Origin of the sequence: Streptomyces sp. MMBL 11-1 (assembly GCF_028622875.1) — a bacterium.
Taxonomy (GTDB): Bacteria; Actinomycetota; Actinomycetes; order Streptomycetales; family Streptomycetaceae; genus Streptomyces.
Genome location: NZ_CP117709.1, coordinates 2312194 through 2324593, shown reverse-complemented (window position 1 = coordinate 2324593; position 12400 = coordinate 2312194). Strand labels below are relative to the sequence as shown.

At 72.2% G+C, this 12400-nt stretch carries 9 protein-coding genes; 4 read left to right on the top strand and 5 right to left on the bottom strand.

What is annotated here, in order from left to right:
- Window positions 1-208: 208 nt before the first annotated feature.
- Window positions 209-2428 (top strand): transketolase, encoded by a 2220-nt coding sequence (tkt, locus tag PSQ21_RS09990; RefSeq protein WP_274030082.1) that lies wholly within the window; start codon window positions 209-211, stop codon window positions 2426-2428.
- Window positions 2429-2494: 66 nt separating this feature from the next.
- Window positions 2495-3166, top strand: coding sequence for a Dps family protein (locus PSQ21_RS09985; protein WP_274030081.1), 672 nt, complete (start codon window positions 2495-2497; stop codon window positions 3164-3166).
- A gap of 147 nt (window positions 3167-3313) precedes the next feature.
- Here the strand turns inward: PSQ21_RS09985 and PSQ21_RS09980 are convergent, their stop codons facing one another.
- From PSQ21_RS09980 to PSQ21_RS09970, 3 genes are all read right to left on the bottom strand, one after another.
- Complete coding sequence (locus PSQ21_RS09980; RefSeq protein ID WP_274030080.1) at window positions 3314-4381, bottom strand: glycerophosphodiester phosphodiesterase family protein; 1068 nt, start codon at window positions 4379-4381, stop codon at window positions 3314-3316.
- A 280-nt stretch (window positions 4382-4661) separates the two neighbouring features.
- Window positions 4662-6185, bottom strand: a complete 1524-nt coding sequence (locus PSQ21_RS09975; RefSeq protein WP_274030079.1) for an amino acid permease — start codon at window positions 6183-6185, stop codon at window positions 4662-4664.
- Between the two features lie 122 nt (window positions 6186-6307).
- Window positions 6308-7867 (bottom strand): amino acid permease, encoded by a 1560-nt coding sequence (locus tag PSQ21_RS09970; RefSeq protein WP_274030077.1) that lies wholly within the window; start codon window positions 7865-7867, stop codon window positions 6308-6310.
- A 344-nt stretch (window positions 7868-8211) separates the two neighbouring features.
- On the opposite strand from PSQ21_RS09970, the gene PSQ21_RS09965 reads away from it, so the two are divergent.
- Window positions 8212-8805, top strand: coding sequence for a biotin transporter BioY (locus PSQ21_RS09965; protein WP_274030076.1), 594 nt, complete (start codon window positions 8212-8214; stop codon window positions 8803-8805).
- 1 nt (window position 8806) lies between these two features.
- Here PSQ21_RS09965 and PSQ21_RS09960 read toward each other — a convergent pair whose 3' ends face one another.
- Together PSQ21_RS09960 and PSQ21_RS09955 are read right to left on the bottom strand one after the other, a co-directional pair.
- The gene (locus PSQ21_RS09960; protein ID WP_274030075.1) at window positions 8807-10108 is read right to left on the bottom strand and encodes an FAD-binding oxidoreductase; all 1302 of its coding nucleotides are present in this window, start codon (window positions 10106-10108) and stop codon (window positions 8807-8809) included.
- A gap of 98 nt (window positions 10109-10206) precedes the next feature.
- Complete coding sequence (locus PSQ21_RS09955) at window positions 10207-11649, bottom strand: amino acid permease (protein ID WP_274030074.1); 1443 nt, start codon at window positions 11647-11649, stop codon at window positions 10207-10209.
- A 225-nt stretch (window positions 11650-11874) separates the two neighbouring features.
- Here PSQ21_RS09955 and PSQ21_RS09950 point away from each other — a divergent pair, with 225 nt between their 5' ends.
- Window positions 11875-12363, top strand: a complete 489-nt coding sequence (locus PSQ21_RS09950; protein WP_274030073.1) for a ribose-5-phosphate isomerase — start codon at window positions 11875-11877, stop codon at window positions 12361-12363.
- The last annotated feature ends 37 nt before the right edge of the window (window positions 12364-12400 follow it).

Sequence of the window (12400 nt, the reverse complement as noted above, 5' to 3'; positions counted from 1 at the left end):
TAGGACCAACGGCACCACCCTTTCCTCTCCCTTCCATTCCTCCCCTTTGCGCGACAAAGGTGATTTGCTCCTTGTTCCGTGCTGCGTACGCCGTCGCGCGTTTGGTCCCGTCGTTCCGGGGGACCCGGCCAGGCAGCCGGGCGGCCCGGGGCCGGGACCACGGTCGCGCCGCCCGCTGCCCGCCCGCCCCGCTGATCAGGAGGACTTGATGGCACCCGCCGAAACGCCGAACGGCCCGAACGACGGTCGCGATCCGCGCCTGGCCCCGCCCCTCGCGGAGGCGGCGGGCTGGGGGCCGCTCGACGTCCGCGCCGTCGACACCGTGCGCGTGCTGGCCGCCGACGCCGTGCAGAAGGCGGGCCACGGTCACCCGGGCACCGCGATGAGCCTGGCCCCGCTGGCGTACCTGCTGTTCCAGCAGGTGATGCGGCACGACCCGGCCGACGACCAGTGGCTCGGCCGGGACCGCTTCGTGCTGTCCTGCGGGCACTCCAGCCTCACCCTCTACATCCAGCTGTACCTGAGCGGCTACGGCATGGAGCTCGCGGACCTGAAGGCGCTGCGCACCTGGGGCTCCACCACCCCCGGCCACCCGGAGTACCGGCACACCAGGGGCGTCGAGATCACCACCGGGCCGCTGGGGCAGGGGCTGGCCTCCGCCGTCGGCATGGCCATGGCGGCCCGCCGGGAGCGCGGTCTCCTCGACCCCGACGCGCCGGCCGGCACGAGCCCCTTCGACCACCACGTGTACGTCGTCGCCTCCGACGGCGACCTGATGGAGGGCGTGACGTCCGAGGCCAGCTCCCTGGCGGGACACCAGGAGCTGGGGAACCTGATCGTCTTCTACGACTCCAACCACATCTCCATCGAGGACGACACCGACATCTCCTTCAGCGAGGACGTCACCGCCCGCTACGCCGCCTACGGCTGGGACGTCCACACGGTCGACTTCACCCGGACCGGCGACTACGTCGAGGACGTCGACGCCCTGCTCGCCGCCGTCGAAGCCGCCAAGAGCGAGCGTGGCCGGCCCTCCCTGATCCTGCTGCGCACGATCATCGGCTGGCCCGCGCCCACCAAGCAGAACACCGGCAAGGCGCACGGCTCCGCGCTCGGCGACGACGAGGTCGCCGCCACCAAGAAGCTGCTCGGCTTCGACCCGGACGCCGACTTCGCCGTCGAGGACGACGTGCTGAAGCACGCCCGCGCGGTCGTCGAGCGCGGCGCCGAGGCCCATCGCGCCTGGGAGCCCGGCTATCAGGAGTGGCGCTCCGCCCACCCCGAGCGCGCCGCACTCCTCGACCGGCTGCGGGAGCGGAAGCTCCCCGAGGGCTGGGCCGACAGGCTCCCCGTCTTCGACGCCGACCCCAAGGGCATCGCCACCCGCAAGGCGTCCGGCGACGTGCTCACCGCGCTGGCGCCCGTGCTGCCCGAGCTGTGGGGCGGTTCGGCCGACCTCGCGGGGAGCAACAACACCACCATGGAGGGCGAGCCGTCCTTCGTCCCGGAGTCCAAGCAGACCGGCGAGTTCCCCGGCGACCCCTACGGCCGTACGCTCCACTTCGGCATCCGCGAGCACGCCATGGGCGCGATCCTCAACGGCGTCGCGCTCCAGAGCCTCACCCGCCCCTACGGCGGTACGTTCCTGATCTTCAGCGACTACATGCGCCCGGCCGTCCGGCTCGCCGCCCTGATGAAGCTCCCGGTCACCTACGTCTGGACCCATGACTCCATCGGCCTGGGCGAGGACGGCCCCACCCACCAGCCCGTCGAGCAGCTCGCCGCCCTCCGCGCGATCCCCGGCCTCGACGTCGTACGGCCCGCCGACGCGAACGAGACGGCCGTGTGCTGGCGCACCGTCCTGGAGCACCACGACCGGCCCGCCGGCCTCGCCCTGACCCGGCAGCCGCTGCCCGTCCTGGAGCGGGGGGACGGCGCCCACGCCCCCGCCGAGGGGGCCGCCCGGGGCGGCTACGTACTCGCCGACAGCCGGGGCGGGACGCCCGACGTCATCCTCGTCGCGACCGGGTCGGAGGTCCACATCGCTCTGAAGGCACGGGAGTTGCTGGCCGCCGAAGGGCACGACGCGCGGGTGGTCTCCCTGCCCTGCCGCGAGTGGTTCGCCGAGCAGCCGTACGCCTACCAGGACGCGGTCCTGCCGCCCGAGGTCCGGGCCCGGGTCAGCGTCGAGGCGGCCGTCGCCCAGGGCTGGCGTGACGTGGTGGGGGACGCGGGCCGCATGGTGAGCCTGGAGCACTTCGGCGCGTCCGCCGCCTACGAGCGTCTGTACGAGGAGTTCGGCATCACGCCCCGCGCCGTCGCCGACGCCGCACGGGAGAGCATCCGCGCGGCGGCCGGACCCGTCCGGCCCGGCGGGGAGCGCCCCGGCGCCGCCCCGGTCGAAGGCGGCACAGGGGACGTCGGCTAGGCGACCTCCCCCCCCATAACCACCACCCTCGACCATCACCGCTGTTCACCCCCACAGAGGAGTCCCATGCCCCCCGCACGCACCCCCCGCTACACCGTTCCCGGCCTCGGCGTCGACGAGGGCCGACAGGTCATCGACCTCCTGACGACGCGCCTGCACGCGCTCAACGACCTCGCGCTCACGCTCAAGCACATCCACTGGAACGTCGTCGGGCCGCACTTCATCGCCGTCCACGAGATGCTCGACCCGCAGACCGCCGCCGTACGGGACATGGCCGACGCCGCCGCCGAGCGCATCTCCGCCCTCGGAGGCGAGCCGAACGGCACGCCGGGCGCCCTGGTCAGGGAGCGCACCTGGGACGATTACAGCGTCGGCCGCGCCGACGCCATCGCCCACCTCGGTGCCCTGGACCTCGTCTACACGGGGGTCATCGAGGACCACCGTGAGGCGGTCGAGAAGGCCGGCGAGATCGACCCCGTCACCGAGGACCTGCTCATCGAGCACCTGCGCGGCCTGGAGCAGTTCCAGTGGTTCGTCCGGGCCCACCTGGAGTCCAGCTCCGGCACGCTGTCGAACGCCGGCGCCGACACCGAGGAAGCGGCGGCCGAGGCCGCGTCCCCGAAGCGGGCCTCCGCCAAGCGCACCCCCGCCAAGAAGACGGCGCTGCCCGCCCCGGCGAAGAAGACCGCCAAGAAGGCGGCCAAGAAGACCACGGCGAGCAGGCGCACCACGCGCTGAGGAGAGGCCGAGGCCCTGGACCAGGTGGTCCAGGGCCTCGGCCGCGGAAGGCGCGGCGCAGGCCGCTCACCCACGCGTCGGGGTTCTCCCAGGGGTCCGGCGGCCCACACGCGGACCGCCGGGCAACCCGCCCCCGCACGGCGGGAGTCACCCCCGCAGGTCGTCCCTCGCCTGCGCCGCGAGGTCCGGGAAGTCCGTCACCACCGCGTCCACGCCCTGCCCGTAGTGGAAGGCGTACTCGGCGAACGCGTCGCCGAAGGCGGTGGGCGCACTGCCCCGGCGGTACGCGGCCGGGAGGTACTGGTTCTCCGCCCGGAAGGTGTACGCGCCGACCTTCAGGCCCGCCGCGTGGGCGTCCGCCAGCAGCGTGCTCGGCGGAACGAGCGAGGACTTGTCCGGGCCGATCCACTCCGCGTACGAGGCGATCTCGCGCAGCCCGGCCGGGGTCATCATGTCCCGGTAGGAAACCCCGTGCCCGTACGGGCCGCCGCTCGTGCCCAGCGCCTGCCACAGCGGGAGCCCGAGGCGGGCCGCGGCCACCCGGCGCAGGCTCGCGGGCTCGAAGGACTGGACGACGCAGTCCCGGCCGGTCAGCCGGTTCCGGCGGATCACCCGGATCAGCTCCTCCTCCAGCGGCAGCCCGATCGAGCGGAAGTACGTCGGGTGCTTCGTCTCGGGGAACACCGCGATCCGCCGGCCCGACTCCCGGGACAGCCGCCGGGCCAGGTCGACCACTTCCTGGAAGGTCATCACCGAGCCGCGCCCGTCGAAGACCGTGTTGCGGTCCCGGACCAGCGGAAGCCGTTCCACCGTGCGCAGCGTCCTCAGCTCGCGCAGCGTGAAGTCCTCGGTGAACCAGCCGGTCACCGCCTTGCCGTCGACGGTCTTCGTGGTGCGGCGGTCCGCGAACCCGGGCCGGTCGGCGACGTCCGTCGTCCCGCCGATCTCGTTCTCGTGCCGCACGACCAGAACATGGTCCTTCGTCGGCACGAGGTCCGGCTCGATCCAGTCGGCCCCGGCCCGTACGGCATAGGTGTACGCGTCGGCGGTGTGCTCGGGCCGCCAGCCCGCCGCGCCGCGATGCCCGATGACCAGGGGGCCCGACGGGCGGTGGGGGTGCCGGCCCGCCGGGGCGGCGACGGCCGGGGCGGTGGCCGCGGCGGTGACGGCGGCGGTCGCCAGGAGGATCGAACGACGCCTGGGCGCAACGGACATGACGGCTCCTCGGGTGGGTGGAGCCACCACGGAAGCGAGGGCGGATGACGGCCCGGCGTACGGTGCCCGGCCCTGCGATGTCCTGTTGGTCACGGGTGCACGCAGCGCCGGAACCACACACCGGAACGCCGGACGCCGAAACGCCGGGCTCCGCCCCGATCGTACGAGGAGGAGTCCGGCGTTCGTAGAGGCCGTGCGGGAACCGGTGCAGCGCGCCGTGCGGGAACCGGTGCAACGAGCCGCGCGGGAACCGATGCCGCGAGCCGTGCGGGAGCCGGTGCTACTTCCGCTGCGCCGGGATCTCGGCCGAGCCGTCACCGTTCCCGCCGCTGACACCGCTCCCGCTGTCGTCGTTCCCGCCGCTGACACCGCTCCCGCTGACACCGCTCCCGTCGGCGTCGCCCCGCCGCCGCTGACGTACGAGGCCGATGCCGATCAGCACCACGGTCAGCGCACCCGTGGCCAGCAGCTGGTCCCGGGTGTCCGGCTGGCGCAGCATCAGCAGGAAGATGCCCGCCATGGCCACCAGGGCGACGATCGTGCCGACGGGGAAGAACCACATCCGCACGACCAGCTTCTCGGGCGCCTCCCGCTCGGTACGGCCGCGCAGGATCAGCTGGGAGGCCGCGATGAAGATCCACACCACCAGGATCACCGCGCCGATCATGTTCAGCAGCCACGGGAAGACGTCGTCCGGACGCCAGTAACTGAGCAGCACGCACGCGAACCCGAAGACCGAGGAGAACAGCACGGCGTTGCGCGGCACCCCGGAGGTGATCCTCCCGAGCACGGCCGGGCCCTGCCCCCGGGCGACCAGCGAACGGGCCATGCGGGACGCGCCGTAGATGTTGGCGTTCATCGCGGAGAGCAGGGCGATGAGGATGACCACGTTCATGATCTGCGCGGCCGACCCGATGCCGAGGTGGTCGAGCATCGCGTAGAACGGGCCGACCTCGGCGACCTTCGGGTCGTCCCAGGGGACCAGCGTGACGATGACCGCCATCGAGCCGATGTAGAACACCGCGATGCGCCACATCGCCGTACGGACCGCCTTCGCGACGCCCCGCACGGGGTTCTCCGACTCGGCCGCCGCGATGGTGACGGTCTCCAGACCGCCGTACGCGAAGACGGAGGCGAGGAGTCCGATGATGAACCCGTCCATGCCCTGGGGGAGGAAACCGCCGTCCCCGGTGAGGTTGGAGAGGCCGGGAGCGTCCGTGTCGGGCAGCACGCCGAGGATCGCCAGCAGGCCGAGCACCAGGAACAGCGTGATCGCGATGACCTTGAGCGCGGCGAACCAGAACTCGAACTCGCCGAAGTTCTTCACGGCGGCCAGGTTCGTCCCGAGGAAGATCACCATGAACAGGGCGACCCACGCCCACTCCGGCGTCCCGGGCAGCCAGCCGCTGACGATCTGCGCGGCCCCGATGCCCTCCAGGCCCACGGCGACGCAGAGCAGGAACCAGAAGGACCAGCCGGCGGTGAACCCGGCCCACGGCCCGATCGCCCGCTCGGCGTGCACGGAGAAGGAACCGGACGCCGGATTGGCGGCCGACATCTCGCCGAGCATGCGCATCACCATCATGACGAGCAGCCCGGAGATGGCGTACGCGACGATGATCGAGGGCCCCGCCGCGGCGATCCCGGCGCCCGAGCCGACGAAGAGCCCGGCGCCGATCACCCCGCCGAGGGCGATCATCGACAGGTGGCGCTGTTTGAGGCCGTGGGTGAGCGCGGAGTCCGCCGATGGGCCGGCGGGGGCCGCGGAGTCAGCGGTGGGGGGCGACGCGGAGGTCCGAGGCATGGACAGGCTCTGTTCGATAGCTGAGACAAGGGGGATGAACCCACAGTCTGAACATCCGTACCGCTCACACGGAACAGGTGTCCGCTATACGGTCACCAGGCTCACACAAGGTGCACATTCGCCTACCGGTCGGTAACGGCCGGGCCGCTGCGCTGCTCCCGCCGCTCCCGCCACTGCCGTCCCACCGCCACCAGCAGCACCAGTGCCGTCGCTCCGGCCGACCACAGCACCTGCGGGCGTGCCGCCGCGTCGGTCAGCATCAGCACCAGCACCCCGAACAGCCCGGCCAGCGTCACCCAGGTCAGATACGGGAACCACCACATCCGCAGCGACAGCGCCTCGGGAGCCTCCTGCTCCAGCCTGGCGCGCAGCCGCAGCTGGGAGGCGGCGATCAGCGCCCATACGAACAGCAGTACCGCGCCGACCGAGTTGAGCATGTAGAGGAACACGGTGTCCGGCCACAGCAGGTTGAGCAGGACGGAGACGAAGCCGAAGGCCACCGAGGCCAGCACCGCCCGCCGGGGCACCCCGCCCGCCCCGCCCGCCGTTTCCGCCGCGTCACCGTCCGCCGCGTCACCGTCCGCCGTGTCGCCGTCTGCCGTGTCGCCGTCTGCCGCGCCCGCCGTGTCGCCGCCCGCCGTGACCCGGGAGCCGCCGCCCGAGACCTTCAGCAGTCCGCGCGGGGCCTCCCCGCGCTCCGCCAGCGAGAAGATCATGCGGGAGGAGCCGTACAGATTGGCGTTGAGCGCGGAGAGCAGCGCCACGAACACCACGATGTTCATGATCTGCCCGGCCGACGGCACCCCGATCGCGTCCAGCACCTTCACGTACGGGCTCAGCCCCGCCTGCTGCGCGGTCCACGGCAGCACGGTCACGATCACCAGCATCGAGCCGACGTAGAAGAAGAGGATGCGCACCACCGCGCTGCGCACCGCACGCCCCACCGCGCGCGCCGGGTCGTCCGTCTCGGCGGCGGCGATGGTGACGACCTCAAGGCCGCCGAAGGCGAAGACCACGGTCAGCACCCCGGAGACGACCCCGCCCCACCCGTTCGGCAGGAAGCCGCCCTGGCCGGTCAGGTTGGCCATCCCGACCGGATCGGTGTCCGGGAGCCATCCGAGGACGGCCAGCACCCCGAGCACCAGGAAGACCACGATCGCGCCGACCTTCAAGGAGGCGAACCAGAACTCGAACTCGCCGAAGTTCTTCACCGCCGTCAGGTTCGCCGCGGTGAAGACCACCATGAACAGCAGCACCCACGCCCACGGTTCGACGCCCGGCACCCAGCCGTGGGCGATCTGCGCGGCCGCCGTCGCCTCCACGGCGAGGACCACCACCAGCAGGAACCAGTACAGCCAGCCGACGCTGAACCCGGCCCACCGCCCGAGCGCCCGCTCGGCGTGCACGGAGAACGAACCGGAGGCGGGCATCGCGGCTGACATCTCGCCCAGCATCCGCATCACCAGCATCGCGAGCGCCCCCGCGATCAGATACGAGACGACGATGGCGGGCCCCGCCACCGCGATCCCGGCGCCAGAGCCCACGAACAGCCCCGCCCCGATCACCCCGCCGAGTCCCAGCATCGTCAGATGGCGCTGCTTGAGCCCGTGCGACAGCGGCTCGGCCGGAACGGCGGAGGGCGGGGGAGCGGGAGCCGGGGTGGGGGGAGGAGCCTCGTGCATGGGGGAGGGGTCACTCTCGGAGCAGCGGGTCGGGTCGTCGTAGCGGGTCGTTCGGGGAGCGACCGGAGCGACCTGGATCGTTTATGGGGAAGCTACAGTCTCGCCGATCGCCGCCCTCCCCGCCAAAATGCGCCGGCACCGCCCCCACCTCCGTGACGCGTGTCACGCGCGAGAGTGGTTGCGGCACGGACTTTGTGCGAATCCCACCAAGCCATCAACCGCCGCTTTGTGGGCGGCTGATGGTGATCGAGCGTTAACCCGTGGGCTAACGTCGGCTGGAGCCCGACCCCACCCTGCCCGGCGGGGGCCGTCCCGGCCCACCTGCCCTCACCCGCGGAGTCCCGATGAGCACTGCTGCCGCCCCCGTCCGCTCCGGAGCGGTCCTCGCCGACCTGCTGCCCGCAGCCCGGCACCGCTACGCCGTGGACGCGGCCCTCGTCCTGGGCGGCGCCGCCCTGACCGGCATCGCGGCCCAGATCGCCCTCCCGGTCCCCGGCTCCCCGGTCCCGGTCACCGGCCAGACCTTCGCCGCGCTCCTCATCGGCACCGCGCTGGGCGCCCGTCGCGGCTTCCTCTCCCTCGCGCTGTACGCGCTCGTCGGCATGGCCGGTGTGCCGTGGTTCGCCGAGGCCTCCTCCGGCTGGTCGATACCGTCCCTGGGCTACGTCTTCGGCATGCTCCTGGCCGCCACCGTCGTCGGCGCCCTCGCCCGGCGCGGCGGCGACCGCTCCGTGCTGCGCACCGCGGGCACGATGGTCCTCGGCTCCGCGATCATCTACGCCATCGGCGTGCCCTACCTGGCGCTGTCCACCGGGATGTCGCTGAGCGCCGCCGTCGCCGCCGGACTCGTCCCCTTCCTGATCGGTGACGCCCTCAAGGCGGCGCTGGCCATGGGCGCGCTGCCCGCCGCCTGGAAGGTCCTCGGCCGCCGGGGCTGACTCACCCTTCCCCGCCCTCGTAGGGGCCGCCGAAGAGGCCCGCCGGATCGTACTGGGAGACCAGACCGGCGAGCCTCTTCGCCGTTTCCGGCTCATGGAAACCGGCGGTACGGTCCCCGCCGCCGAAGGAGAAGTTCAGGGACCGCCCCTGAACGAGCGGCCCCAGCACCCCGGCCACCTCCCCGTACAGCGACCGCACCGCCGCCACGTCCGTACCGTCCAGCGGCGACAGCAGCCGCAGGAGGAAGCCCGCGTCCCGGTAGGGCACCGCGCCGGCCGTGTCCGGCCGCCCGGCCAGAGCCCCACCGAGATGGTTGAGCTGCACCACCGTCATCATCGGGGCCTTCGGCCCGGTCAGCTCCAGCACCCGGGCCGCCCGCCCCGCGTCCAGCTCACGCAGCACCAGCCCCTCCCCGTAGTACGCGTGGGGGAACGGCGGGTCGCTGTGGATGGTGGGGCTCTCGGCGTACGGCATCTCCCGCAACGAGTCCGCGAGCACCGGACCGCTCGCCCGCAGCGGGGCCACCAGCCGCTCGCCCTCGGCCGCGTCCCCCGTGAAGGCGACCCGCACCGAGACGACGTACCGCCCGCGCGACTCCTCGGGCAGCTGCGGCAGGTCCGGGTGGACGAGTGCCGCCAGCGACGACGTCAGGGAATCCGGCACGGTCCGGGTCCACTCCCGATAGCGGCCCACCACCTCGGCCGCCCGCTCCCCGGCGAACGCGATCGAGCCCCCGTACAGCCGCTCCACCGGCACCAGGCCGATCTCCAGAGAGGTCACCACCGCCAGCCGGTGCCCGCCGCCGCGCAGCCCCCAGAACAGCTCCGGCTCGCGCTCCGGCGTGACCCGGCGCGGAACCCCGTCGGCGGTCACCACCTCCAGCGCCCGCACATGGTCGGCGGCGTACCCGAACTCACGCGCCAGGATGCCCAGTCCGCCGCCCAGCGTGTACGAGACCGCGCCCACCGAGGGCGACGAGCCGTTGAGCGGGGCCAGCCCGTGCGGGATCGCCGCGGCGGCCACCGCGCCCCAGGTCGCGCCCGCGCCGATCCGGGCGGTGCGGCGGACCGGGTCCACGGCGACGGAGTCCAGGCCGCGGGTGGAGACGAGGACACCCCCCTCGACCGCACCGGGCAGCCCGTGCCCGGTGGCGTGCGCGGCGACGGGGAGCCCGCGCGCGGCGGCGTACGCCACGGCCTCCCGCACGTCGTCGGGGGTGGCGGCCTCGACCAGCCGGGCGGGCCGGATCGGGAAGCCGGTCTGGAAGGTGGCGGGTGCGGATCCTGTGGGCCGGGACGACATGGGGGTAGCTCTCCTTCGCTCGCGTTTCGGCGGTGCGAACAAAAGCCTCCCCGGAATACCTGACACCCTCTGTCAGGTAGCGGTCGGACCGATGCGGATCACCCGGCGGCGGTCTTGCGGCCGCGCGTCTCCCGGAACAGCGAGATGCCCACCACGAGGGCGGCGACCAGCAACGACAGCACGACCTGCTCACGGGCGGCGTCGTCGGTCAGCATGTAGACCAGGACGAAGGAGATCATCGCGATCGTCGCCCAGGTGAGGTACGGGAAGAGCCACATCCGTACGACCAGCTTGCCGGGGTTCTCACGCAGGATGATCCCGCGCATCCGCAGCTGGGTGAAGCAGATGACCAGCCACACGAAGAGCGCGACCGCGCCGGAGGAGTTGAGCAGGAACTGGAACACCGTGTCGGGCCACTGGTAGTTGAAGAACACCGCCACGAAGCCGAAGACGACCGAGGACAGGATCGCCGCCCGCGGCACACCGCGCTTGTCGACCTCGGCGAAGGCCTTCGGCGCGTCGCCCCGCTCGCCGAGCGAGAACGCCATCCGGGAGGCGGTGTAGAGGCCGGAGTTGAGGCAGGACAGCACGGCGGTCAGCACGATGAAGTCCATGACCTGCCCGGCGTGCGGAATCCCGATCACGTCGAGGGCGGCGACGTAGCTGCCCTTCTCGACGATCGACGGGTCGTTCCACGGCAGCAGCGTCAGCACCACGAAGATCGAGCCGAGGTAGAAGACGGTGATACGCCAGATCACGCTGTTGGTGGCCTTCGAGACGGCCCGCTGCGGGTCCGACGACTCGCCGGCGGCCAGCGTCACGATCTCACTGCCCATGAACGAGAAGACGACCATCAGCACACCGGTCAGGATCGCGCCCGGACCCTCGGGGAAGAACCCGCCGCTGTCCGTCAGATGCGCCAGACCCGATCCCGCGTGGTCCGACCCGGGCAGGAACCCGAAGACCGCGAGGAGGCCGATGACCACGAACGCGCCGATCGCCACGACCTTGATCCCGGCGAACCAGAACTCGAACTCGCCGTAACTGCCCACCGAGACCAGGTTGGTGGCGGTCAGCACGACCATCACGATCAGCGCCCAGGCCCACTGGGGCACCCCCGGGATCCAGCTCTCCAGGATCTTCGCGCCCGCCGTCGCCTCGACGGCGAGCACCACGACCCAGAAGAACCAGTAGAGCCAGCCGATGGAGAAACCGGCCCAACGGCCGAGCGCCCGGTCGGCGTAGGCGGAGAAGGAGCCGGAGCTCGGCCGGGCGGCGGCCATCTCGCCGAGCATCCGCATCACGAGGACGACCATCAGACCGACCATCGCGTACGACAGCAGAATCGCCGGGCCCGCGGCCGCGATGCCCGCGCTGGAACCCACGAAGAGCCCGGCGCCGATCACGCCGCCGATCGCGATCATCGAGAGATGGCGGTTCTTCAGACCTGCCTGAAGCCCGCCCGACGAGTCCGGCCGGTCCGGCGCACCGGGCTCCTGGCCCGGCTTCGCCGGCTTCGCCGGCGTCGTCTGCGACGTCATGGGGGAAATCCTTACGTGTGGTGCGTGGGGGGATGCCCTGCTCCGCCGTGGGGTGGCGCGAAGACAAGGCCACGTATTCAAGCCCGGACGGAGACGGAAGCGGAACCCCCTCTTTCGGATTGTTCGCCTGATCGTTGCCCGACCGGCGATGACCGCGGCGAACGCGGCGGGAGGCCCCGACCCCGCTGACGGCCGCCCCGCGAAGTTCGTGCCACACTTCGCACCATGCGCGTGTACCTCGGATCCGACCATGCCGGCTACGAACTCAAGAACCACCTCGTCGAGTGGCTCGGTGCCCACGGCCACGAGGCCGTCGACTGCGGCCCCCACATCTACGACGCCCAGGACGACTACCCGCCGTTCTGCCTGCGCGCCGCCGAGAAGACGGCCGCCGACCCGGACAGTCTCGGCATCGTGATCGGGGGCTCCGGCAACGGCGAGCAGATCGCCGCCAACAAGGTCAAGGGCGTCCGCGCCGCACTGGCCTGGAGCGAGCAGACCGCCGCCCTCGGCCGCGAGCACAACGACGCCAACGTCGTCGCGATCGGCGGCCGGATGCACACGGTCGAGGAGTCCACGAAGTTCGTCGAGATCTTCCTCTCCACGCCGTACTCGGGCGAGGAGCGCCACACGCGCCGCATCGAGATGCTCACCGCGTACGAGAACACCGGCGAGCTCCCCCCGGTCCCGGCCCACCACCCGCAGCAGGGCTGACCCGCCCCCGTCCCTCCCGTGCCGCCCGGTCCCGGAC

Excerpts from the sequence above, each read along its gene's own strand:
- PSQ21_RS09965 (WP_274030076.1), top strand. The coding sequence starts at position 8,212 with ATGAGCACTGCTGCCGCCCCCGTCCGCTCCGGAGCGGTCCTCGCCGAC.
- PSQ21_RS09975 (WP_274030079.1), bottom strand. The coding sequence starts at position 6,185 with ATGCCTCGGACCTCCGCGTCGCCCCCCACCGCTGACTCCGCGGCCCCC.
- PSQ21_RS09985 (WP_274030081.1), top strand. The coding sequence starts at position 2,495 with ATGCCCCCCGCACGCACCCCCCGCTACACCGTTCCCGGCCTCGGCGTC.
- tkt (WP_274030082.1), top strand. The coding sequence starts at position 209 with ATGGCACCCGCCGAAACGCCGAACGGCCCGAACGACGGTCGCGATCCG.
- PSQ21_RS09960 (WP_274030075.1), bottom strand. The coding sequence starts at position 10,108 with ATGTCGTCCCGGCCCACAGGATCCGCACCCGCCACCTTCCAGACCGGC.
- PSQ21_RS09980 (WP_274030080.1), bottom strand. The coding sequence starts at position 4,381 with ATGTCCGTTGCGCCCAGGCGTCGTTCGATCCTCCTGGCGACCGCCGCC.
- PSQ21_RS09950 (WP_274030073.1), top strand. The coding sequence starts at position 11,875 with ATGCGCGTGTACCTCGGATCCGACCATGCCGGCTACGAACTCAAGAAC.
- PSQ21_RS09970 (WP_274030077.1), bottom strand. The coding sequence starts at position 7,867 with ATGCACGAGGCTCCTCCCCCCACCCCGGCTCCCGCTCCCCCGCCCTCC.
- PSQ21_RS09955 (WP_274030074.1), bottom strand. The coding sequence starts at position 11,649 with ATGACGTCGCAGACGACGCCGGCGAAGCCGGCGAAGCCGGGCCAGGAG.